Origin of the sequence: Streptomyces sp. NRRL F-525 (assembly GCF_000716605.1) — a bacterium.
Taxonomy (GTDB): domain Bacteria; phylum Actinomycetota; class Actinomycetes; order Streptomycetales; family Streptomycetaceae; genus Streptomyces.
Genome location: NZ_JNXE01000051.1, coordinates 27,946 through 49,990, shown reverse-complemented (window position 1 = coordinate 49,990; position 22,045 = coordinate 27,946). Strand labels below are relative to the sequence as shown.

Annotated in this window: 23 protein-coding genes; 12 read left to right on the top strand and 11 right to left on the bottom strand. The window is 69.8% G+C overall.

The genetic code is table 11. The features are described from left to right. Positions 1 to 32: 32 nt before the first annotated feature. Both OO69_RS43975 and OO69_RS43970 read right to left on the bottom strand, forming a co-directional pair. A complete protein-coding gene (locus OO69_RS43975; protein ID WP_033286621.1) occupies positions 33 to 1,004 on the bottom strand; it encodes a bifunctional lysylphosphatidylglycerol flippase/synthetase MprF in 972 nt (323 codons plus the stop codon). Continuing rightward, complete coding sequence (locus OO69_RS43970; protein WP_033286612.1) at positions 988 to 1,482, bottom strand: hypothetical protein; 495 nt, start codon at positions 1,480 to 1,482, stop codon at positions 988 to 990. The genes OO69_RS43975 and OO69_RS43970 overlap by 17 nt, the downstream gene beginning before the upstream one ends. A 230-nt stretch (positions 1,483 to 1,712) precedes the next feature. Between OO69_RS43970 and OO69_RS43965 the strand changes: the two genes are divergently transcribed. Both OO69_RS43965 and OO69_RS49100 read left to right on the top strand, forming a co-directional pair. Then, on the top strand, positions 1,713 to 2,216 hold the full coding sequence (locus OO69_RS43965; protein ID WP_033286611.1) for a hypothetical protein: 504 nt from the start codon (positions 1,713 to 1,715) through the stop codon (positions 2,214 to 2,216). A 198-nt stretch (positions 2,217 to 2,414) separates the two neighbouring features. After that, positions 2,415 to 2,732 (top strand): hypothetical protein, encoded by a 318-nt coding sequence (locus tag OO69_RS49100; protein WP_051801687.1) that lies wholly within the window; start codon positions 2,415 to 2,417, stop codon positions 2,730 to 2,732. Between the two features lie 146 nt (positions 2,733 to 2,878). Here OO69_RS49100 and OO69_RS52220 read toward each other — a convergent pair whose 3' ends face one another. Together OO69_RS52220 and OO69_RS43950 are read right to left on the bottom strand one after the other, a co-directional pair. Further along, a complete protein-coding gene (locus OO69_RS52220; protein ID WP_158713490.1) occupies positions 2,879 to 3,175 on the bottom strand; it encodes a hypothetical protein in 297 nt (98 codons plus the stop codon). Between the two features lie 29 nt (positions 3,176 to 3,204). Continuing rightward, positions 3,205 to 3,414, bottom strand: coding sequence for a hypothetical protein (locus tag OO69_RS43950; protein WP_033286609.1), 210 nt, complete (start codon positions 3,412 to 3,414; stop codon positions 3,205 to 3,207). Between the two features lie 260 nt (positions 3,415 to 3,674). Between OO69_RS43950 and OO69_RS43945 the strand changes: the two genes are divergently transcribed. Continuing rightward, positions 3,675 to 4,913 (top strand): MFS transporter, encoded by a 1,239-nt coding sequence (locus OO69_RS43945; RefSeq protein ID WP_199811145.1) that lies wholly within the window; start codon positions 3,675 to 3,677, stop codon positions 4,911 to 4,913. Between the two features lie 314 nt (positions 4,914 to 5,227). Here the strand turns inward: OO69_RS43945 and OO69_RS43940 are convergent, their stop codons facing one another. After that, the gene (locus tag OO69_RS43940) at positions 5,228 to 5,989 is read right to left on the bottom strand and encodes a DeoR/GlpR family DNA-binding transcription regulator (RefSeq protein WP_033286608.1); all 762 of its coding nucleotides are present in this window, start codon (positions 5,987 to 5,989) and stop codon (positions 5,228 to 5,230) included. Between the two features lie 318 nt (positions 5,990 to 6,307). Further along, positions 6,308 to 7,396, bottom strand: a complete 1,089-nt coding sequence (ychF, locus tag OO69_RS43935) for a redox-regulated ATPase YchF (protein WP_033286607.1) — start codon at positions 7,394 to 7,396, stop codon at positions 6,308 to 6,310. 200 nt (positions 7,397 to 7,596) lie between these two features. Between ychF and OO69_RS43930 the strand changes: the two genes are divergently transcribed. After that, positions 7,597 to 8,172, top strand: coding sequence for a DUF6542 domain-containing protein (locus OO69_RS43930; protein ID WP_078652847.1), 576 nt, complete (start codon positions 7,597 to 7,599; stop codon positions 8,170 to 8,172). A 599-nt stretch (positions 8,173 to 8,771) separates the two neighbouring features. Here OO69_RS43930 and ppgK read toward each other — a convergent pair. Both ppgK and OO69_RS43920 read right to left on the bottom strand, forming a co-directional pair. Beyond that, the gene (gene ppgK / locus OO69_RS43925) at positions 8,772 to 9,518 is read right to left on the bottom strand and encodes a polyphosphate--glucose phosphotransferase (RefSeq protein WP_033286606.1); all 747 of its coding nucleotides are present in this window, start codon (positions 9,516 to 9,518) and stop codon (positions 8,772 to 8,774) included. Between the two features lie 29 nt (positions 9,519 to 9,547). Then, positions 9,548 to 10,573, bottom strand: a complete 1,026-nt coding sequence (locus OO69_RS43920; protein WP_033286605.1) for a 4-hydroxy-3-methylbut-2-enyl diphosphate reductase — start codon at positions 10,571 to 10,573, stop codon at positions 9,548 to 9,550. A gap of 99 nt (positions 10,574 to 10,672) precedes the next feature. Between OO69_RS43920 and OO69_RS43915 the strand changes: the two genes are divergently transcribed. The 4 genes from OO69_RS43915 to OO69_RS43900 all read left to right on the top strand — a co-directional run bounded on the left by OO69_RS43915 (position 10,673) and on the right by OO69_RS43900 (position 15,427). Next, positions 10,673 to 12,055 carry an APC family permease gene (locus tag OO69_RS43915; protein ID WP_033286604.1) on the top strand — a complete coding sequence of 461 codons (1,383 nt, stop codon included), beginning with the start codon at positions 10,673 to 10,675 and terminating at the stop codon, positions 12,053 to 12,055. 443 nt (positions 12,056 to 12,498) lie between these two features. Next, the gene (gene xseA / locus OO69_RS43910) at positions 12,499 to 13,707 is read left to right on the top strand and encodes an exodeoxyribonuclease VII large subunit (RefSeq protein WP_033286603.1); all 1,209 of its coding nucleotides are present in this window, start codon (positions 12,499 to 12,501) and stop codon (positions 13,705 to 13,707) included. 9 nt (positions 13,708 to 13,716) lie between these two features. Next, complete coding sequence (locus tag OO69_RS43905) at positions 13,717 to 13,959, top strand: exodeoxyribonuclease VII small subunit (protein WP_033286602.1); 243 nt, start codon at positions 13,717 to 13,719, stop codon at positions 13,957 to 13,959. An 877-nt stretch (positions 13,960 to 14,836) separates the two neighbouring features. Continuing rightward, a complete protein-coding gene (locus OO69_RS43900; RefSeq protein WP_033286601.1) occupies positions 14,837 to 15,427 on the top strand; it encodes a malonic semialdehyde reductase in 591 nt (196 codons plus the stop codon). A gap of 74 nt (positions 15,428 to 15,501) precedes the next feature. Here the strand turns inward: OO69_RS43900 and OO69_RS43895 are convergent, their stop codons facing one another. Continuing rightward, positions 15,502 to 16,035: a DUF4245 domain-containing protein gene (locus OO69_RS43895; RefSeq protein WP_033286600.1), complete on the bottom strand. Its 534-nt coding sequence runs from the start codon at positions 16,033 to 16,035 to the stop codon at positions 15,502 to 15,504. A 126-nt stretch (positions 16,036 to 16,161) separates the two neighbouring features. Between OO69_RS43895 and glpX the strand changes: the two genes are divergently transcribed. After that, complete coding sequence (glpX, locus tag OO69_RS43890; protein WP_033286599.1) at positions 16,162 to 17,196, top strand: class II fructose-bisphosphatase; 1,035 nt, start codon at positions 16,162 to 16,164, stop codon at positions 17,194 to 17,196. Between the two features lie 93 nt (positions 17,197 to 17,289). On the opposite strand, the gene OO69_RS43885 is transcribed toward glpX, so the two are convergent. Together OO69_RS43885 and OO69_RS43880 are read right to left on the bottom strand one after the other, a co-directional pair. Further along, positions 17,290 to 17,664: a WhiB family transcriptional regulator gene (locus tag OO69_RS43885; protein ID WP_026150672.1), complete on the bottom strand. Its 375-nt coding sequence runs from the start codon at positions 17,662 to 17,664 to the stop codon at positions 17,290 to 17,292. A 173-nt stretch (positions 17,665 to 17,837) separates the two neighbouring features. Then, a complete protein-coding gene (locus OO69_RS43880) occupies positions 17,838 to 18,569 on the bottom strand; it encodes a DUF1707 SHOCT-like domain-containing protein (RefSeq protein ID WP_033286598.1) in 732 nt (243 codons plus the stop codon). A gap of 178 nt (positions 18,570 to 18,747) precedes the next feature. Here OO69_RS43880 and OO69_RS43875 point away from each other — a divergent pair, with 178 nt between their 5' ends. The 3 genes from OO69_RS43875 to OO69_RS49630 all read left to right on the top strand — a co-directional run bounded on the left by OO69_RS43875 (position 18,748) and on the right by OO69_RS49630 (position 22,012). After that, entirely contained in the window at positions 18,748 to 20,418 is a 1,671-nt protein-coding gene (locus OO69_RS43875) for a fumarate hydratase (protein WP_033286597.1), read from the top strand. 265 nt (positions 20,419 to 20,683) lie between these two features. Further along, a complete protein-coding gene (locus OO69_RS43870) occupies positions 20,684 to 21,046 on the top strand; it encodes an SH3 domain-containing protein (protein ID WP_033286596.1) in 363 nt (120 codons plus the stop codon). 159 nt (positions 21,047 to 21,205) lie between these two features. Then, positions 21,206 to 22,012: a helix-turn-helix domain-containing protein gene (locus OO69_RS49630; RefSeq protein ID WP_051801685.1), complete on the top strand. Its 807-nt coding sequence runs from the start codon at positions 21,206 to 21,208 to the stop codon at positions 22,010 to 22,012. Positions 22,013 to 22,045 lie beyond the last annotated feature (33 nt).

Sequence of the window (22,045 nt, the reverse complement as noted above, 5' to 3'; positions counted from 1 at the left end):
CTGGTCGGATGGCGGAACTGATCGCCGAGGCCCTACAGCGCCCGCGTGGCCCGCAGCAGCTGCCACACCGCCGCAAGACCAGGCCTCCCCTGGAAGGCGATGTACTCGGGCAGCACCACATGAGGCGCCCACTTCCGCTTGTACTCGAGCTGCGCGGCGGCCGGATAGATCCGCTCACCGTGCTGGGCGAGCAACCGCACGCAGCGCGTGAACGTCCGGCTCGCACACGGCAGTTCGTGCTCGTCGGCAAGACCGGTGAAGGGCGTGAAGCCGAAGTGCAGCCAGCCCGCGCCGTCGGCAGACATCCGCTCCATCGCGGTCGCGTTCAGCGCCTCCATCACCCCGGGCGGAGCGTCCGGAGAACGCCGGCTCAGGTCGTGCAGCCAACCCGGCCGACTCCCGAAGACCGGCGAGTAACTGATGTACCCGACGGCCACCCCGCCGATCCGCCCCACGAACAACCGCCGGTGCCGCTGCGCCAGCCCGGTCCGCTCACCCACCAGGAACCGGAGTTCCTTCGCACCGCCCTTGCCCTGCAGCCAGGCCCGGTCGATCAGATCCAGCTCGTTCCGCACCTCGTCGTCGGCCACGGTGGGTGCCTCGACCACCTCGAGACCGGCGCGACGGGCCCTGGATATCTTGTTCCGCAGCCGTACGAAGGCCGACCCGCGCAGCGTGAACCGGCCCAGGTCGACCGCGTACGACGCCCCCAGCTGATTCACCGTGAACCCGTGCGCCCCGTACAACTCGGCGTCCGCCCGCTGCAGTTGTACGGCCACCAGCCGCCGCGGCCGGGCCTGCGCCGCGAACGCGTCCAGCAGCCCCGCGCGCTGCTCCTCCGCCGCGAAGGGCCCCGCGAACTGCAGCAGGTGACGCCCCGACCGGCGATAGACGCAGGTGCCGTCGAACCGTGGATCCCGGAAGTATTCATTACCCTGATTGAGGGCAAGAAAAGAACTCGGATTGTCACTGTGCCGGACCAGGGTCTCAAAGACGGACGGCATCAGCACCCCTTCGGAAGTCACCGGAATCCCTTCCGGCCGAATTCGAATACGCCCGCTCGAATTCGAGGTACGCCGGATGCGGATCCGGCTCGAAAAGCACCCCGAACGGCTTGAGCGAATTCCCGAACAGGGCACGGTCCCCCAACAAATGCAGGGGAAGAGCGAGCAGCGCCCACTCCGGCTCCACCAGCACCGCCCACACCCCGGCCACGACCCCCGCGGTCACCAGGCTGTGCATGGTGTTGTACGCCACGAAGTACCAGCGCGAGATACACCCGCCCCGACTCCTCCGGAAGGCCAGGGCACCGGGAAGATAACCGACGACATCAATGACGACGAAGAGGGTGACGAAAACCCCCCACCGAATCTCCGAAAAATGCCACACGGCAAGCACGGCACACACGACCAGGCCACCCAGCCATTCCATGCGCAACAGCAGGAAGGTGGTTCTCGTCTCGAATCTGTTTTTCGCGTCCATGTACCCTCCGCCCTTCACCCTTGTTTACGGGGGAACCGACGGAAACCCTCACAGGAAAACAAATACAGAATTAATAACTCTTACGATAAACCCACGAGTACGGGACGTAGGCATCCCTGACGGAAGTCAACGGGTGATCGCGGGCCCTGCCCGGCACGAGCGCAGGGCCTGGCGGTGCAGGGGGAAAATCCAGGGGAGCGGGCGGCCGCGCGCTGCTACGGTCGGGCACCATGAGCTGGCTCCCCGATGACTTCGTCCACCCCGTCCTGGTACCACTGCCGGACGGTGGTCATCACCTCCGGCCGATCGGGGAGGCGGACACCGCGCTCGACTATCCGGCTGTGATGGGTTCGCGCGAACGGCTGTGGACCATCTTCGGCCCGGCCTGGGGCTGGCCCGCGGCCACCATGACCTACGAGGCCGACCAGGCCGACCTGCTGCGGCACGAGAAGGAGATCGCCGCGCACCAGTCCTTCAACTACGCGCTGTTGGACACGGCGGAGACAGCTCTGCTCGGCTGTGTCTACATCGACCCACCGGAGAGGACCGGCGCGGACGGCGAGATCTCCTGGTGGGTGGTGGACGACCTGGTGGGCAGCAAGGTCGAGCAGGCCCTCGACGCGCTGGTGCCGCAGTGGATCGCCGCGGACTGGCCGTTCGAGCAGCCGCGCTTCCTCGGCCACGAGATCTCCTGGTCGGACTGGCTCGCTCTGCCGAAGCATCCCGAGACGTAAGTCGTTGTTGCCCGTACCGATCCTGAGGGCTGTCGATCAAACGGGAGTCTCGATCGGGTGCCCGAAGCCGGCAACGGGCATAAGCACAGGGCCTCTTGGTAGCTCAGGGTTGCAAAGCCAACCGAGATCCAGGGGCCCTGTTGCCGTTGGACGGACGCGATCCGCTACCTGGTCGCGGGCGGGAACCCGTGACGGGCGATGCCCGCGGACTGCCCTGATCGGGGCCGGGTCGACGCCTTCTTCCGCCGGCGGCGCGAGTACGGGCTGCTCGCCAAGTTCCACGACCGGCTGCGCGGGACGGTCCGTGAACGCGAGGGCCGCGAGGCCGAGCCCACGGCGGGGATCATCGACGCGCAGTCGGTGCGGGCCGCCTCACGCGGCTACGACGGTGGGACGAAGGTGCCGGGACTACGAGACCCAGCCCGCCACCAGCGAGGCGATGATCCGCTGGTCGGTGGTCACGCGGATGAGCGGGCGTCCGGGACGGCCACGGGCCGCCGGCCGGCGCGGTGTTGACGTATCCGACGAGCGTGAGCGCGGCGGCGACACGCGGGCCCCTGCGGGGGAGAGCACGGAGATGAGGCCCCGGCGGACAGCGGACTCGACCGCATCCACGTGCTCCCCACGACGGGATCCAGCCGACAACGGCCAACGCCGGACCGTCAGTTGGAGACCCGGCGTTCCCTCCAGACAAGAATCGCCTCGCCCACGAGCGCGAGGATCACCAGCACCGCACAGCATGCGAAACCCAGCAGCCCGGCCACGACCACGTAGAGCGAACCGGGGTCCGTGCACGCCCAACTGGACGAGCAGTCGACGGTCCTCGGGTCCGCCCGCGGCCCCGTCGTGAGCCCGCCGACGACGACGCAGAGCACGGAGACGACGGCCGCGCCGGACAGCAGGGCCCACCGGACCCACCGGGCGCCCCACCACGACAGGATCCATCCCCCGACGATCACCGCCGGCAGGATGAACACGTAACCGGGGACTAGGCCCACTGTGAGTCTCTCCGCGACATCGAGGTGAGACGGGTCTGCCGTTGGGTGATGTGGTTGCCCATGTCGATCAACCCTACGGTGGGGTGCTTGACGGTCGGCAGGTCACCCTTCGGCTTCCGCGTCCTCACCTCCAGGCCGAGGCCGAGGTCGAGGTCGAGCCGGTCGCCGGACCTGAGCTTCACGCGCGTGAATGCGGCCACGGAAGCGGAATGTCTACCGCAGAGCCCCCACGGGTCATCCCAGCACGATCCCGGCACGGGGCCATGCGGTACCACCGCCCAGCCGAGGAAGGCATCCATCACCAATCCGCTCTCTGCTGGGGCGAGCGCGTACGCCTGATCTCTCCGCCGAAGCGCACACTGTTGCTGATCTGATGACGGCATTGCGAACACTATTGATGTTCCATATGTTCGAAGCTACGGTGTGTGACGTCTTACGCCTGACCTTCCGGGGGCCCGTCTTGTCACCTGTACTGGCCGCGGGCGCCGCACCCGCCCCGTCCGCGATGCGCGCGGTATGGGGCTCGCCGCTGTACCGCGGGGCGACCGTCGCGCTGTTCCTGTCCGGGCTCGGGGCCTCGGCCGCCGCACCGCAGATCACCCTGTTCCTGGTCGATGACCTGCATGTCTCGCTGACCACGGCAGGCCTCTACTACCTCACGAGCATCACCGCCCCGGTCGCCGGATATATCGTCGGCGCCCGCTCGGACCGCACGGGAAGACGGCTAGGGCTGTTCCGGCTGTGCGCCGTGGCCGGGTTCCTCGGCTGGTGCGCCATGGCCTTGGCGGACCAGGTGTGGATGCCGTTCGTGATCAGTGCCGTGGTTCTGGCGTTCGCGGGCGGTGCCGGGTCGCAGCTGTTCGCCGCGGTCCACGACGACCTGCGGGCCACTGCCAGCCCGGTCGGGGACGGGGTCGTCTCGGTCGTACGCATGGCGCTGACGGCCGGATGGATCGTGGGCCCGGTCGCGGGCTCACTGCTGGCCACGGCGGCGGGCCCGCGTGCGATGCTCGTGGCCACCGGGCTGTGCACCCTGGCGCAGATCCTCCCGATGGGCCTCGCGGGCGCCCGCTCGGCCCCACCGGGCGAGCAGGCCGCAGACGCGTCCCGAGCGTCGGCCGGGCGGCGCGTCGGGGTGCGGGGCATGCTGCCCCTGCTCGCCTTCACCGGGCTGTACGTGCTCGTCTACGCGGGAGAGCCGATCAAGTACGGCTACCTCACGATCTACATGCACGACGACCTGCGCCTGCCGACGGCGGTCAGCGGCGCCGTCATCGGCATCCAGCCCTTGATCGAGCTGGTCCTGATGCCGGTGGCGGTGGTCGTCGCCCGCCGGACCGGGATGATGCGCCTGATGGTCCTCGGCGCCGCGTTCGGCGTCGGCGCGAACCTGTGTTTCGCGCTCACCGGCAGCGCGGCGGGCATGTTCGCCGGCCAGGTCCTCATGGGCGGGGTGTGGGGGGTGTTCGCCGGCCTGGGCATCATCGTCGCCCAGCGCCTGCTGCCCGAGGCCGTCGCGACCGCCTCGGCCGTCTTCATGAGCTCGACCGCGATCGCCAGCGCCCTGGGCGGACTGACCGGCGGCCTCGGCGTGGCCGTGCTGGGACTGCCGCACGTGTTCCTCGCACCGGCCCTGTACGGCCTGGTTGCGACGGCCGGCATCGCCGTCATGAGCCGGTCCCGGCACGCCGTGGGCTGACGTCACCGACGGGCACCTCGCGGTCGGCGCCCCTGAGACACACCATCGGCATCGAGGCTTCTGCCGCGGCCCTGGCGCGTACGGGTACCGACCGCGGACACTGCCGCGGCAGGGGCCGACGGTCGCCGAGGGGCCCAGGGGCGGAGACGAAGCCGACTTCGCCAGCCGCACCCGCCTGTCCACATCCGGGCGCTGGACCCGCTCCGAGCACACCCGCATCCCGCATCCCGCATCCCGGACAACAGCGCACCGCCGTTGCCGAGGTCGCGGCCCGGCTTCCCGGCAACGCGGTGGCCCGGGGACTCTGATCGCTGTCAGACAGTTCTGACGACTGTGCCGACCCCTTCGAGCGCTGCCACTTCGTCGGCGGGCGCGGTGGTGTCGGTGACGAGGGTGTGCACGAGCGCGGAGGGGCCGACGTAGGCGTGGGCGGTGCGGCCGAGTTTGCTGCCGTCGGCGGCGGCGATGACGCGGCGCGTGGAGGCGATGATCGCCTTCTTCACCGCCGCGTCGTCGAGGTCGTAGGCGGTCAGGCCCTCGGCAGCGCTCAGGCCGCAGCAGCCGACGATCGCGGTGTCGAAGCGCAGCGCCGCCAGCGAGGCGAGTGCGAGGGGGCCGGTCAGGGCACCCTCGGCGGCGCGGGGCCGTCCACCGGGCACCATCAACTTGGTCGGGCCGGGAGCGTCGCCGAGTACGTGAATGGCCTGCAGCGACAGGGGCATCACGGTGATGTGCCGTCCACGCAGCAGGCGGGCCACCTCCAGGCAGGTGGTGCCGCTGTCGAGCAGGACGGTCTCGCCGTCAGCGATGAGCCGGGACACCTCGGACGCGATCCGGCGCTTCTCGTCGGCCGCCTCGTGGGCGCGCAGCGCGAAGGGCGGTTCCTCACCTCTGAGCAGCAGGGTGAGCGCCCCGCCGCGGACGCGCTGGAGGGCACCCTGCGCGGCCAGTGTGTCCAGGTCACGCCGGATGGTCATCTCCGAGGCGCCGGTCAGCTCGGCGAGTTCCGGGACCGTCGCACTGCCCGACTCCCTGACGGCCCGGGCGATCAGCCGGTGCCGGTCCGCGTTGCTCATACCGCGATTGAACACCACCCAGAAAGAACATCCAAACCGCGCGAATCTGCATATTTCAAACACAATACCCGTTCGCGATGACGGTTTACCTGAGCAGCCCCCTTCACCCCGCCCGTGCGGCGACCTTCGTCGACGTCGCCTTCGGCCAGGGCGCACACGACAGGTGATGACGCATCAGACATCCCAGCACCATCCCAGCACCATCCCGGCACCATCCCGGCACCATCCCGGCACGGGAACGAGCCAGGGGTCCGACTCCGAAGAGTCGGACCCCTCTTGACCTGCTCATTCAACAAATGCGACGTGATGGAATCGCGCCTACACGTTGAACCGGAACTCCACCACGTCCCCGTCCTGCATCACATAGTCCTTGCCCTCCATACGGGCCTTCCCCTTGGCCCGGGCCTCGGCGACCGACCCCGTCTCCACCAGGTCGGCGAAGGAGATGACCTCCGCCTTGATGAAGCCCTTCTGGAAGTCGGTGTGGATGACGCCGGCGGCCTCGGGGGCGGTGGCGCCCTTCTTGATGGTCCAGGCGCGGGACTCCTTGGGGCCTGCCGTGAGGTAGGTCTGGAGGCCGAGGGTGTCGAAGCCGACGCGGGCCAGGGTCGTCATGCCGGGCTCCTCGACGCCGACCGACTCCAGGAGCTCCATCGCCTCCTCGTCGTCGAGCTCGGCGAGGTCCGCCTCCAGCTTGGCGTTGAGGAAGATCGCCTCGGCGGGGGCGACGAGGGCGCGCTGTTCGGTCTTGAAGTCCTCGTCCACCAGCTCGTCCTCGTCCACGTTGAAGACGTAGAGGAAGGGCTTGGTCGTCAACAGGTGCAGGTCGTGCAGGAGTTCCTCGTTGCCGGAGCCCTGGACGATGCCCTGCGAGAAGAGGGTGTCGCCCTTCTCCAGGATCTCCTGCGCCGCCTCGACCGCCGCGACCTTCGGGCCGATGTCCTTCTTGATGCGCGACTCCCGCTGGAGGCGCGGCAGGACCTTCTCGATGGTCTGCAGGTCGGCGAGGATCAGCTCGGTGTTGATCGTCTCGATGTCGTCCTTCGGCGAGACCTTGCCGTCGACGTGGACGACGTTCTCGTCCTTGAAGGCGCGGATGACCTGGCAGATCGCGTCGGACTCACGGATGTTCGCGAGGAACTTGTTGCCCAGGCCCTCGCCCTCCGACGCGCCCTTCACGATGCCCGCGATGTCGACGAAGTCGACGGTCGCCGGGAGGATCTTCTGCGAGGAGAAGATCTCGGCCAGTTTCGTCAGACGCGGGTCGGGGACGCCGACCACGCCGACGTTCGGCTCGATCGTGGCGAACGGGTAGTTGGCCGCCAGCACGTCGTTCTTGGTCAGGGCGTTGAACAGGGTCGACTTGCCGACATTCGGCAGACCGACGATTCCGATCGTGAGCGACACGTTGCGACTTCCCGTACGTGAGTGGCGTGAGAGCAGTGGAGGGGCCCGGCCGGGGCTGCGGAGACCGGGGCCCGGGGCCGATCCACCAGTCTACGGCGTGAGCCGCGCCCTCCCGGCTCCGCGTCGAACACGTGGCCAAGCTCTGCCCATCGGCGTGTCTGAGGACCTATTCGGCACATAAACCGACCTAAGTTGGTCCAGTGGAGCAACACAGGACACGACCCCCACAGCCCGGCGCAAGACGCGGGGCCCCGCCTCTGCCCCCGCAGGCGGGCCGGGGCCCGAACGGCGGCCCGGCCCGCACGACCAGGCCGAACCCGCAGGCCCGCGGCACCGCGCAGCGCCGTCCGGCGGCCGTACGACGCCCGAGCCCTACGGCGGCCGAGACCGTACGCCAGCTGCCGAACCCCCGGCTCACCGGGCTCGGCGGCGGGCTGTTCTGCGCGGCCGTGATGTTCGTGCTCGGGTGTATCGACCAGTTCCTGTTCGGGGCGTCGCTGACTGTCTACAGCGTGCTGTTCGTGCCGGTGTGCGTGCTCACCGCGGTCTGGATCCGGCGCGGCGACCTGCTGACCGCACCGGTCGTCGTACCGATCGCCTTCGCCGTCGGCCTCTTCCCGCTCGCCGACGGCAGCGGCGGCCTCGGCAACCGCCTGATGGGCCTGTTCACCGGCCTCGCGACGCAGGCCGGCTGGCTGTACGGGGGGACGCTCATCGCGGGCCTCATCGCGACGGTCCGCAGGGTCCGGCTGCTGAGGCGGCGGCGACGGGCGTGAGTCCCCGGGCTCGGGCAGCCGGAACACTGACCTTGGGGCGATTCCGGGGGCCGTTCCAGGGGGGCCGCAGGACTGACCCCGGGGGCGATACCGGGGGCCTCCCAGGGGGTAGCTCCGGGGCAGGGGCCCAGAGGCGATCCCAAGGCGGGCTCCAGGACAGAGACCGGAGTCGATTCCCGGGCCCGTCCCAGGGGGCCAACTCCCGGACCGGGGCCGGGACCGGGGCCGGGGTCAATCCCAGGACCGGTTCCGAGGCCACCGGTCTTGGGGCGGTCGTAGGGCCGGTTCCGGGGCCACCGGTCTTGGGGCGGTCGTAGGGCCGGTTCCGGAGCTGGAGACTCATCCGCGGAGCGTTCCGCGTCGGCCGAGCCGTCCTCCGGGACCGTAGAAGCCCGCCCGAACCCGCGCGCTCGGCGACCAGTGCCGCCGCCTCTTCGCACAGGCCGCGGCGGACTCCCTCCGTAGTCACCCGCCACAGGCCCCCGCCTCGCGGCCGACGCCCACCGGCCACCGAGCCCCAGCCACCACCTCCGCCGGCACAGACCCGCACCGCCGACCCGCACCACCAACAACCGACCCCTACCGACCGCTAGCCCCCGCTAGTCATCCCCCGCCGCATGCATCGCCGCCCCCACGATCCCCGCGTTGTTCTGCAGCTGCGCCGGGACGATCTCCGCCTTGATGTCCTCGATGAAGTGCAGGAACTTGTCGGCCTTGCGGCTGACTCCGCCGCCGATGATGAAGAGCTCGGGCGAGAACAGCATCTCGACGTGGGCGAGGTACTTCTGGACCCGGTGGCCCCAGTGCTCCCACGTCAGCTCGCCGTCCTCCTTGGCCTTGCTGGACGCCTTCTTCTCGGCGTCGTGGCCGTTCAGTTCGAGGTGGCCCAGCTCCGTGTTCGGCACAAGGATGCCGTTGACGAAGAGGGCGCTGCCGATGCCCGTGCCGAAGGTCAGCAGGATCACCGTGCCCTTGCGGCCCTGGCCGGCGCCGAAGTGCATCTCGGCGACGCCCGCCGCGTCCGCGTCGTTCACGACCGTCACCGGGAGGCCGCCCAGCCGGTCGGCGAACAGCGCGCCCGCGTCCTTGTCGATCCAGCTCTTGTCGACGTTCGCCGCCGTACGGATCGTGGCCCCGCCGGTGACCACACCCGGAAACGTGAGCCCTACCGGTCCCGTCCAGCCGAAGTGGTCGACGACTTCCTTCACGCCGTCGGCCACTCCGTCCGGTGTCGCCGGGTGCGGGGTCAGCACTTTGCACCGCTCTTGGGTCAATTCGCCCTTGTCCAGGTCCACAGGGGCGCCCTTGATCCCGGATCCACCGATGTCCACGCCGAAGATCTGCATGGATCCACGCTACGACGAACGACTGACAGTCACTGCCCGGAGGGTGCCGTACGGTCCGAACCGGTGCGCTCGGCGACCAGCGCGGCCGCCTCTTCGCGCAGGTCACGGCGGAGTTCCTTGGGCAGCGAGAACGTGATGGACTCCTCGGCCGCCTTGACCAGCTCGACGTCCTCGAAGCCGCGGCCGGACAGCCACTCCAGGACCTGCTCGACCAGAACCTCCGGCACGGACGCTCCCGAGGTGACGCCGACCGTGGTCACGCCCTCCAGCCAGGCCTCCTCGATCTCGTCGGCGAAGTCCACCAGGTAGGCGGCGCGGGCGCCGGCCAGCTTGGCGACCTCGACGAGCCGTACGGAGTTGGAGGAGTTCTTCGAGCCGACCACGATCACCAGGTCCGCCTCCTCGCCCATCTGCTTCACGGCGAGCTGGCGGTTCTGCGTGGCGTAGCAGATGTCGTCGCTCGGCGGGGAGATGAGCAGCGGGAACTTCTCCTTCAGGGCGTCGACCGTCTCCATGGTCTCGTCGACCGAGAGGGTGGTCTGCGACAGCCATACGACCCTGGACGGATCCCGCACCTCGACCTTGGAGACGTCGGACGGGCCGTCGACCAGGGTGATGTGGTCGGGGGCCTCTCCGGAGGTGCCGATGACCTCCTCGTGGCCCTCGTGGCCGATGAGCAGGATGTCGAAGTCGTCGTTGGCGAAACGGACGGCTTCCTTGTGAACCTTGGTCACCAGGGGGCAGGTCGCGTCGATGGTGGCGAGACGGCCCTGCTTGGCCTCGTCGTGGACGACGGGCGCGACGCCGTGCGCGGAGAACATGACGATGTTCCCCTCGGGGACCTCCTCGGTCCGCTCGACGAAGATCGCGCCCTTCTTCTCCAGGGTCTGGACGACGTACTTGTTGTGCACGATCTCGTGCCGGACATAGATCGGAGCCCCGTACTGCTCAAGGGCTTTCTCGACGGCGATCACGGCGCGGTCCACGCCCGCGCAGTAGCCCCGGGGGGCGGCGAGCAGGACACGGCGGCCAGACGAAGCAGTCATGCGTCCCATCGTAAGGCCGCGCTCGACGGGTCAAAGATCGCGTCCTTGGGGAGACTGGCGTGGGGAACGGGAGGGGTGGGGCCGGGCACGACGTACGGGAGACGCGAGATGGCGGACAGGGACAGCGGTACGGCCACGGAGCCGGAGACCTCGGCCGGCGACGGGCCCCAGCTGCGGCGCAGCCTCGGTTTCCGGGATCTCGTCGTCTACGGGCTGCTGTTCATCGCCCCGATGGCGCCGGTCGGCGTGTTCGGCACCCTGGACGCCAAGTCGCACGGGGCCGTCGCGCTGGTCTACATCGTGGCCACGGTCGCGATGGCGTTCACCGCGTTCAGCTATGCGCAGATGGTGCGGGTCGTCCCTCAGGCGGGCTCGGTGTTCGCCTACGCGCGCGTGGGGCTCGGCAAGGAGGCCGGGTTCATCGCCGGCTGGATGGCGATGCTGGACTACATCCTGATCCCCGCGGTCGCCTACCTCTTCTCCGGGATCGCCATGAACGCGCTGGTCCCGGACGTCTCGCGGTGGGTGTGGACCGCGCTGGCGGTCGTCATCACGACCTGCCTCAACCTCTGGGGTGTGCGCGCGGCGGCCCGCGTGGGCTTCCTCGTCCTCGCGATGGAGATCGTCGTCCTCGTCATCTTCATCGTGTCGGCGATCGTCGTCCTCGCGCGCGACGGCGCCGAACGGGGCTGGCTGTCGCCGCTCTCCGGGGACGGCACGCAGGGCGCGTTCGCGCTGTCGGCGGTGATCGGCGCGGTCTCGGTGGCCGTCCTGTCCTACCTGGGCTTCGACGCGGTGGCCACCTTCGCGGAGGAGGTCACCGGCGGCTCCGAGAAGGTCGCCAGGGCGCTGCTGTTCTGCCTCGCCCTGGCCGGTGTCCTGTTCATCGCCCAGACGTACCTGGTCGCTCTCCTGGAGCCGACGACGTCCGCCCAACTGGCCGCCGACCCGGGCAGACAAGGATCGGCGTTCTACGACGCGGTCGACGTCTCGGTGGGCGACTGGCTGCACAACCTGGTCGCCGTCAGCAAGGCGATCGGCGCGGCGTTCGCGGCGCTGGCCGGGCAGGCGGCGGCGGCCCGCCTGGTCTTCGCGATGGCCCGCGACCGACGCCTCCCCCGCGCCCTGTCGAAGACCGACGACGGAGTACCCCGGGTCGCCCTGCTCTCCGCGGCGGTCATCACCCTGATCGCCGCGGTCTGGGCGACCCGCCGCGACGACGGCCTCGACCACCTGGTCTCGGTCGTCGACATCGGCGCGCTCACCGCGTTCACGCTGCTGCACGCGAGCGTGGTGGGCTGGTTCGCGGTACGGCGCCGGGGCGGCCCGGTGGTGTGGTGGCGGCACGTGCTGGTGCCGGTGCTGGGGGCGGCAATCACCATCGCCGTGATCGTGGAGGCGTCCGGGACCGCGCAGGTGGTGGGGGCGATCTGGCTGGCGGTGGGGTTGGCGGTGCTGGCGGTGCAGTCGCGCGGGGCGGTCCGGCAGTAGCTCCCCGGCGTGTGGGTGGGGGCGGGCGCCTCCCCGGGGGCTCCGCCCCCAGCCCCCCATCGGCCCTGAAGGGGCCTCGTCCTCAAACGCCGGACGGGCCGATTCTGCACGGCCTGCGTTGAGAGCGTGCCGGGCGGACTGGACATGCGCGACCTGGGTTGAAAGGGCGCCGGACGCACTGGGTACGCGTGCCCTGCCTTGAAAGGGGCCGTCGCCGGCCTGCCTCGGAAAGACGCCCGGCGGGCTGGATCGTGTCGGCCCGCGTCGAGCACTGACCGTCCGGCACCGCCAGGACGGCCGGTGGCCCGACCGACGACTCGGCCGACACGTCAACGGCAGCCCCACAACCACGACCGCCGGCCCGACCACCGACCCACCCCCCATGTGCCGCCCCACTCCACGCCTCGACCCCGTTGTCACAGGTGGCCGTTACTCTCGGGCGCATGGCTCTCAACACGGCTCCGGACGCGCCGCTCCCCGTCGGTGAGGTCTCCCGGCTGATCGGCGGGTGGATCGACCGGCTGGGTGCGGTGTGGGTCGAGGGGCAGATCACTCAGTTGTCGCGGCGGCCCGGTGCCGGTGTGGTGTTTCTGACGTTGCGTGACCCGTCGTACGACATCTCGGTGAGCGTGACGTGCTTCCGGCAGGTGTTCGACGAGGTCGCCGATGTCGTCAGCGAGGGCGCGCGGGTGGTCGTACTCGCGAAGCCGGAGTGGTACGCGCCGCGGGGGCAGCTGTCGTTGCGGGCGACCGAGATAAAACCGGTCGGGGTCGGGGAACTCCTCGCGCGGCTGGAGCAGTTGAAGAAGTCGCTGGCCGCGGAGGGACTGTTCGCGGCCGACCGGAAGAAGCCGCTGCCCTTTCTGCCGCAGCTGATCGGGCTGGTCTGCGGGCGCGCCTCGGCGGCCGAGCGGGACGTCCTGGAGAACGCGCGGCACCGCTGGCCCGCGGTCCGTTTCGAGGTGCGCAACGTGCCCGTGCAGGGCGTGCACGCCGTGCCGCAGGTCGTGCAGGCCGTGAAGGAACTGGACGCGCTCGACGGCGTGGACGTGATCATCGTGGCGCGGGGCGGCGGAAGCGTGGAGGACCTGCTGCCGTTCTCCGACGAGCAGCTCGTACGGGCCGTGTCGGCCTGCCGTACACCCGTCGTGTCCGCGATCGGGCACGAGCCCGACAACCCCCTCCTGGACTACGTCGCCGACCTGCGCGCCTCCACGCCCACCGACGCCGCGAAGAAGGTCGTACCGGACGTCGGCGAGGAGTACGAGCGCGTACGGCAGCTGCGCGACCGGGCCCGGCGGTGTGTCGTCGCGTTCGTGGACCGGGAGGAGCGTGGGCTGGCGCAGGCGTTGTCACGGCCGTCGATACAGGATCCGCACCGGATGATCGACGAACGCGCGGACCATGTCGCCGCCCTCCTCGACCGCGGCCGACGCACCCTCGGCCACCTCCTGGACCGCGCCGACTCGGAGCTGACCCACACGCACGCGCGCGTGGTGGCCCTCTCCCCCGCGGCCACCCTGAAGCGGGGGTACGCGGTGCTGCAACGGCCCGACGGGCATGTCGTCCGCGACCCCGACGAGGTGAGCGCGGACGAGGTGCTGCGCGCGCGGGTCGCCGAGGGTGAGTTCTCCGTACGAGTGGATACATAGGGTGGGCGAATGACCAGCAAGGTGACGGAAGAGGCGCTCGGCTACGAGCAGGCACGCGACGAGCTGATCGAGGTCGTACGGCGACTGGAGGCGGGCGGCACGACCCTGGAGGAGTCCCTCGCCCTCTGGGAGCGCGGCGAGGAACTGGCCAAGGTGTGCCGCCGCTGGCTGGACGGAGCCCGGGCGCGACTGGACGCGGCGCTGGCGGAGGAAGAGGAAGAGGGCACGGCCGGGGAAGCGGACGGCGAGTAGCGGGAGGGGACGACTCCCGGGGCGGGCGGCTCGCGCGGGCAACGGCTGGCGGGCAGCGGGTCGCAAGGAGCGGCAGCCGGCTGCGGACAGCAAGCCGAAGCGGCGGCCGGCGGCGGATAGCAAGCCAAAGCGGCCGCCGGCCGGCGCGGCGACGGCGAACGGCCGGCAACAACCAGCAGCCGACGACTCTCAGCGGACGGCGAAAACAACCGCCGCCAGCCAGAGGCAGACGGGCGACTAGCACCCGCTGGCAACAACCAGCGGGTTGCGGCAGCCGCCAACTGCCAGCAACGGCGCCCAGCTGGCAGCGGCCAGCAGCCGAGGACTGACAGCCGGCCGAGGACAAGTCACAACAGCCGACAACCAGCGACGGACCACACGTACCGCCCGCTGGCAGCCGACCGCGAGTCACAGGAGCCGACAGCTGTCAGCATCGGCGAACAGTTGGCAACGGCTGGCAGCCGATGGCAGGTATCGGCTGCTGACAACCCGCAGCGGACGGCACATAGCGTCGGCCGACAGCCGAGTTGCGGCGAGCGCCACTTGGTCGCGCCCGCGATCAGCTAGCAACTACTGGCCGCGGACGGCGAGTTACGACAGCCAGCGGCTGCCAGCCAGCCTCGCCGGCAGAGACCCGTCAGTGACGGCGGGCAGCCCGTATCCACTGCCGCCCTCTGTCGCCCGCCGCCGCCAGCGCCAACCCACTCACCAGCAACAGCCACCCCCGGCAAACCGCCCCCGCACCGATCCCGCGTGATACGGATCACCCCGCTCCAGTTTTGGTTGAATATTGAACCTCATGTCGCGTACGGTCGGTCTCGTCAGCCTATCCGGACCACGGTCCGGTTCCGGTTTCCGGCCACCCCGAGGAAGTCGTATGTCTCTCGTTCTTGACCCCGCCGCCCAGGACCTGCTGTTCCGCGAGGCCCGCACCGCGAACACGTTCACCGACGAGCCGGTGACGGACGAGCAGGTGCAGGCGATCTACGACCTGGTCAAGTACGGCCCGACCTCCATGAACCAGTCGCCGCTGCGCATCACCCTGGTCCGCTCCCCCGAGGCCCGCGAGCGCCTCGTGAAGCACCTCTCCGAGGGCAACCAGAAGAAGACCGCCGCCGCCCCGCTGGTCGCGATCCTCTCCGCGGACAACGAGTTCCACGAGGAGCTCCCGAACCTCTTCCCGCACTTCCCGCAGGCCAAGGACGCCGTCTTCGGCGAGCGTTCGGTCCGTGAGGGCAACGCCGCGCTGAACGCCGCCCTCCAGGCCGCGTACTTCATCATCGGCATCCGCGCCGCCGGCCTCGCCGCCGGCCCGATGACCGGTCTCGACTTCGCGGGCGTCCAGAAGGAGTTCCTGGACGGCGACCACACCCCGTTCGTCGTCATCAACATCGGCAAGCCGGGCGAGGACGCCTGGTTCCCGCGCTCCCCGCGCCTTGCCTACGACGAGGTCGTCACCACCGTCTGAGGCACAGAACACCCATGGCACGCGGAAGGCCCCCGGCGCACACGGCGCCGGGGGCCTTCGTCACACCTGTCGGGCTACTTCGTCCTCAACGCCTTCGCCATCTCCGTCAGTTGATCGAACGACCCCGTGCCCGCCACGACCGTGGTCGAGCCCTTGTCCGCGAGCACGAGCGCGTCGTAGCGGCCGCCGGTGTAGCGGGTCCAGGTGTGGCCGTCGATGTCCTGGGTCGTCTTCGTCGCGGCGCCGCCCTGGCTGGCGGTGTCGATGAAGTCGGCCGGCTTCTGAGTCGACTGCTCTATCTGCACGTACTGTCCGCCGGGGGCACTGAATCCGAGGTGCCAGGCGTCGAACGCGGCGCCGTCGTAGCTGACCGAGGTCGCCTTCCAGGTCTTCGACAGGCCCTCCGGGGCCGCCACCGGGTACGGCGCCGCGCGGCGTGCCGTGAGCAGCTCCACGCGGTAGTCGACCCGCTTGATGTCGGGAGCGTGGTCGCTGTGCGGGATGAAGATGTAGACGATCGCCGCCGCGATCCCGATCAGGCCCAGGGAGAGAATCATGTCCCGGACCGTCTTCTGCTTGCCGTTCTGCTTACCGTTCGAACCTGCCACGTCCCTATCGTCGCAGGTGCCCTGGTCCGCTCATCCGTGGGCCCCCCTGCTCATTTTGTCTGCCTGGCGATAGAGTCGGGGCCATACCCTCATCCGGCCGTCGTCGTATCAGAAAGGTGCGCTCCGATGACCGAGCATCATCATCTGCCGTCCGAACTCGAAGTCCCCTCCGAGGCCCCCGACCGCAACCTCGCCCTGGAACTCGTCCGGGTGACCGAAGCCGCCGCGATGGCCGCGGGCCGCTGGGTCGGGCGCGGTGACAAGAACGGCGCCGACGGTGCCGCCGTGCGCGCCATGCGGACCCTCGTCTCCACCGTCTCGATGAACGGCGTCGTCGTCATCGGTGAGGGCGAGAAGGACGAGGCGCCGATGCTCTTCAACGGCGAGCGCGTCGGCGACGGGACCGGGCCGGAGTGCGACATCGCCGTCGACCCGATCGACGGGACCACCCTCAACGCCAAGGGCATGCCGAACGCGATCGCCGTGCTCGCCGCCGCGGACCGGGGTTCGATGTTCGACCCGTCCGCCGTGTTCTACATGGACAAGCTCGTCGCCGGGCCCGAGGCCGCCGAGTTCGTCGACATCGAGGCCCCGATCTCGGTGAACGTCCGCCGGGTCGCCAAGGCCAAGCGGGTCACCCCCGAGGACGTCACCGTCGTCGTCCTGGACCGGCCGCGGCACGACGGCATCATCAAGGAGATCCGGGAGACCGGTGCGCGGATCAAGCTGATCTCCGACGGCGATGTCGCGGGCTCGATCCTGGCGCTGCGCGAAGGCACCGGCGTGGATCTGCTCCTCGGCATCGGCGGCACCCCCGAGGGCATCATCTCGGCCTGTGCCGTGAAGTGCCTCGGAGGCGTGATCCAGGGCAAGTTGTGGCCCAAGGACGACGCCGAGCGGCAGCGGGCGCTGGACGCGGGGCACGACCTCGACCGCGTGCTGACCACCGACGACCTGGTGTCCGGCGAGAACGTGTTCTTCGTCGCGACCGGGATCACGGACGGCGAACTGCTGCGGGGCGTCCGGTACCGCGCGGAGACCGCGACGACCGACTCCATCGTGATGCGGTCCAAGTCCGGGACCGTCAGGCGAATCGATTCGGAACACCGGCTGAGCAAGCTGCGGGCGTACAGCGCGATCGACTTCGACCGGGCCAAGTAGCCACGACATAGCGACAACAGGCCACGACCACACGGTCGTACGTGAAAGGGGCGCCCCCGGTGCGGTGGGGGCGCCCCTTTCTACGTCGGTCGGTCAGCCGGCCGCCGCTATACGGCCCGCCGCTCGCGCCTTCTGGAGTTCCAGGTCGCGGCGGCGGCGCCTCGCCAGGACCACGCGGCGCTCGGCGGCGGTGAGGCCGCCCCAGACGCCGTAGGGCTCGGGTTGCAGGAGTGCGTGCTCCCGGCACTCGACCATGACCGGACAGCGGGCGCAGACGCGCTTGGCGGCGTCCTCGCGGGAGAGTCGGGCGGCGGTGGGTTCCTTGGAGGGTGCGAAGAACAGGCCTGCCTCGTCGCGCCGGCACACCGCTTCGGTGTGCCAGGGAGCGTCTTGGTCCCTGTCTCGCGCAGGCACCCGCTGAGCCGGGACAGCAGCTACCTGCAGGGACGAATGCGGCGGTTGCAGCACGGTCTACTCCTGACGACGGCTTCGCGAGCGAGAGACGATGCAGCAAGGCCTACCCGCTGTGCGCGCGCCTATGCACTGAGTTCCGAACCGCTGGTTTTCGGGCGCTTCTGCGCGATGTCAGGGCCGTACGGGTGTGGACCGATCAGCTCCACATGTGTCCCGATTCACAACCGTCAACGGTCCAAGTGTTTGCGCAAATTCTTGTCGACCTTGCGCTGAACCCGATCGAGAATGTCCGCAACGAGCTTGCCCCGCTTGGGTTTTGCCTCGATGTTTCCGAGGACGGCCCATCCGTCGACATAGACCACGGGCGCGTCCGGCTCGACGGAATCCAGCGTGTCCACCTCGAAGTTGCCGAGGACCCCGCCGCCGGTGCCGCGCAGCGACACGTTCTCCGGGACGCGGATCTCGACGTTGCCGAAGACCGAGACCGCCTTGATGACGACCTGCTGGTACTCGAAGATCGCCTCGCTGAGGTCGATCTCGACACTGCCGAACACGGCGTACGCGTGCATACGGCGGCCCGCGCGCCAGCGGCCCTTGCGCATCGCGGCGCTGAACACCGCCACCACGTGCTCGTCGGCCTCGGCCGGGATCGCGCCCTCCGTCGGGCGGTTCGGAGCGGGGCTGTACGACGGGGTCGTCGCCCGGTGTCCATGGGCGGCCGGCAGATCCTGGATGAAGACCTCCAGCTCGCCGACCGTCTTGGCGCTCAGCACCCCCTCGACCCGCTCGGCGTGCTCGTCCGCGTCCAGGCGGCCCTCGGCCAGGGCCTCGCGCAGGATGTCGGCGATGCGGTCACGGTCGGCGTCCGAGGCGCGCAGCGCGGAGCCGGGCGGGTCCGCGACTGCGGGCGCGGGCTGCGGGGCCGTGGGCGCGGATGCGGGCTGCTTCTGAAGGTCCACGGCAGCAGCGTACCGAAACGCGATAGATCGCGACTAGGGGTGTGGACAACGTTGGCGTGGCGGATGTCCGGCGAACTGAGCCTTACCTCACAAGCTCGCTGTCAGTGGCAGGTTCTACGCTGGTGAGCGCCCGCCAGTGTCGGCGGGCGGCCGTCTGTCGAGTGAGGAATGGGCTGCGATGCCTGAGTTCGCGTACACCGATCTGCTCCCCATGGGAGAGGACACCACCCCGTACCGGCTGGTGACCTCCGAGGGTGTCTCCACCTTCGAGGCCGACGGGCGGACGTTCCTCAAGGTCGAGCCCGAGGCGCTGCGCAAGCTCGCCGCCGAGGCCATCCACGACATCCAGCACTACCTGCGGCCCGCCCACCTCGCGCAGCTGCGCCGGATCATCGACGACCCCGAGGCGTCGAACAACGACAAGTTCGTCGCGCTGGACCTCCTGAAGAACGCGAACATCGCGGCCGCCGGTGTGCTGCCCATGTGCCAGGACACCGGTACGGCGATCGTCATGGGCAAGCGCGGGCAGAACGTCCTTACGGAGGGCGGCGACGAGTCGGCCCTGTCGCGCGGCATCTACGACGCCTACCTCAACCTCAATCTGCGGTACTCGCAGATGGCCCCGCTGACCATGTGGGACGAGAAGAACACCGGGTCGAACCTGCCCGCCCAGATCGAGCTGTACGCGACCGACGGCGGCGCCTACAAGTTCCTGTTCATGGCGAAGGGCGGCGGCTCGGCCAACAAGTCGTTCCTCTACCAGGAGACGAAGGCGGTCCTCAACGAGGGCTCCATGATGAAGTTCCTGGAGGAGAAGATCCGTTCGCTCGGTACGGCCGCCTGCCCGCCGTACCACCTGGCGATCGTCGTCGGCAGCACGAGCGCCGAGTACGCGCTGAAGACCGCGAAGTACGCCTCCGCGCACTACCTGGACGAGATCCCGGCGGAGGGTTCGGAGCTGGGGCACGGGTTCCGGGACAAGGACCTGGAGCAGAAGGTCTTCGAGCTGACGCAGCGGATCGGGATCGGGGCGCAGTTCGGCGGCAAGTACTTCTGCCACGACGTTCGGGTGGTGCGGCTGCCCCGGCATGGTGCGTCCTGCCCTGTCGCCATCGCCGTGTCCTGCTCCGCCGACCGGCAGGCCGTCGCGAAGATCACCGCCGAGGGCGTGTTCCTTGAGCAGTTGGAGACGGACCCGGCGCGGTTCCTGCCGGAGACGACCGACGAGCATCTCGACTCCGCCGAGGAAGATGTCGTGCGGATCGATCTCAACCAGCCCATGGACGACATCCTCGCCGAGCTGACCAAGTACCCGGTGAAGACCCGGCTTTCGCTCTCGGGGCCGCTTGTCGTGGCGCGTGACATCGCGCACGCCAAGATCAAGGAGCGGCTCGACGCGGGCGAGGAGATGCCGCAGTACCTGAAGGACCACCCGGTGTACTACGCGGGGCCCGCGAAGACCCCTGAGGGTTACGCGTCCGGGTCCTTCGGGCCTACGACCGCCGGGCGCATGGACTCGTACGTCGAGCAGTTCCAGGCGGCGGGTGGGTCCAAGGTGATGCTGGCCAAGGGGAACCGGAGCAAACAGGTCACCGACGCGTGTGACGCGCACGGTGGCTTCTACCTCGGGTCGATCGGTGGGCCGGCCGCTCGGCTCGCCCAGGACTGCATCAAGAAGGTCGAGGTCGTCGAGTACGAGGAGCTCGGCATGGAGGCGGTCTGGAAGATCGAGGTCGAGGACTTCCCGGCGTTCGTCGTGGTCGACGACAAGGGCAACGACTTCTTCCAGAACCCGGCGCCGGAGCCCACGTTCACGCATATTCCGGTGCGGGGGCCGGGGCTGGCCTAGCAGTTTTCTCGCCCCCGCCGCCCCTACCCGTCCCATCCCCAGGGGCTCTGCCCCGTTTCACCCCGCCAGGGGGCTCCGCCCCCTGGACCCCCGTTCGGCCCCTAAGGGCCTTGTCCTCAAACGCCGGACGGGCTGGAATGTCCCGCATGTTGTCCCAGTTCGTCCCAGGGACATGCGGGACGGCATTTTCAGGTGCTTTGCCGGAAAAGCTCCGGATCGACTGGACCACACCCCGTGGTCCTCGGTCGACTCGGAGGAACCCCCCATGTTCGGACGCACTCTGCGCAACGGACTCGTCGCCGCGGTCGCGGCCGTCGCCGTCTTCCCGGTGACGGCCGTCGCCGCCACCGCCACCCCCGCCCCGCACCACGTGACCGCCCACCACGTGACGCGGCACGCGGTGGGTCAGGTCACCACCCGGCACTTCAAGCGGCTGAACGTCCGTTCCGGCCCGGGCACCGGGTACCGCGTGGTCGGTTCGCGGCGGGTCGGGCGGACGCTGCCCATCGTCTGCAAGACGTACGGATCGAACGTCTACGGCAACCACCGCTGGTACAAGCTCCCGCACCACGAGGGCTACGTCTCCGCGCACTACGTCAGCAACCGCAGCGCCGTCCGCTGGTGCTGACCCTCGTCTGACCCACGGCACCACCCGGCGGGACGGCCCCATGCGTCCTGCCGGGTGGTGCCAGGTCAACACCCCTTCATATTCCGGTGATCGGGGTGTGGCACGCGGCCGGCCCCGGGAACGGATCACGGCGTTCACCCCGGTACGGCGAGGAGCAGGATGGAAAGCCACGTGACGGTCGAGCAGCAGCAGCCTCTCTCCGGCCCTTACGACGACGCGGGGCCGCTCCTGACCGAACGGCTCCGGCTCCTCAAGCGGCGGACCGGGCTGAGCCTGGCCGCGCTGGCCGCCGTCACCCCGTTCAGCAAGTCGACCTGGCACCGCTATCTCAACGGCGACCAACTCCCGCCCCGGGCAGCCGTCGAGGCCCTCGCCCGGCTCGCCCGCACCGACCCCGGCGCGCTGCTCTCCCTGTGGGACACAGCGGTCCAGGAGCAGTCCAGGCCGTCCGCCACTCCCCCCGCACAGCCTCCGGTCCCGGCCGCGCCGCCCGTGCCGTCTGCGCCGCCCGTGCCATCCGTACGACCCCGTCGGCTGCGTGCCCCCGCCCGCGCCCTCGTCGCGCTCGCCGCCATGGCCACCACCGTCGCGGTAACCGCCGGTGCCGCCGACGTCCTCGACCACACGGTGGCCTCGTGCCGGGGCAGCGGCTGTCAGGGGGCCCTCCCGTCCTCGGAGACCTGCGCGCGGGACGCCCGTACCGAGAGCGTCGTGAACCGGGCCCGTCAGGTCGTGCTGCTGCGGTACTCGCCGTCCTGCGCCACCGTCTGGTCGGAAGTGCGCACCCGGGTCGGCGGGTCCCGGGAGATCTCCATCAGGGCGGGACAGGACGAGCTGTCCGCCGAGTACCCCGGGGACCGCTCGGACGGTTACAGCAGCCCGATGCTGGCCACCCCCGACCCGCGCGGGGCACAGGCCTGTGCCGAGGTGGGCGGACAGCCGGTGTGCACCGGGCCCGGCCGCTGAGCGCTCGGCCGAGACACTCCGTTTCCGTCCGCT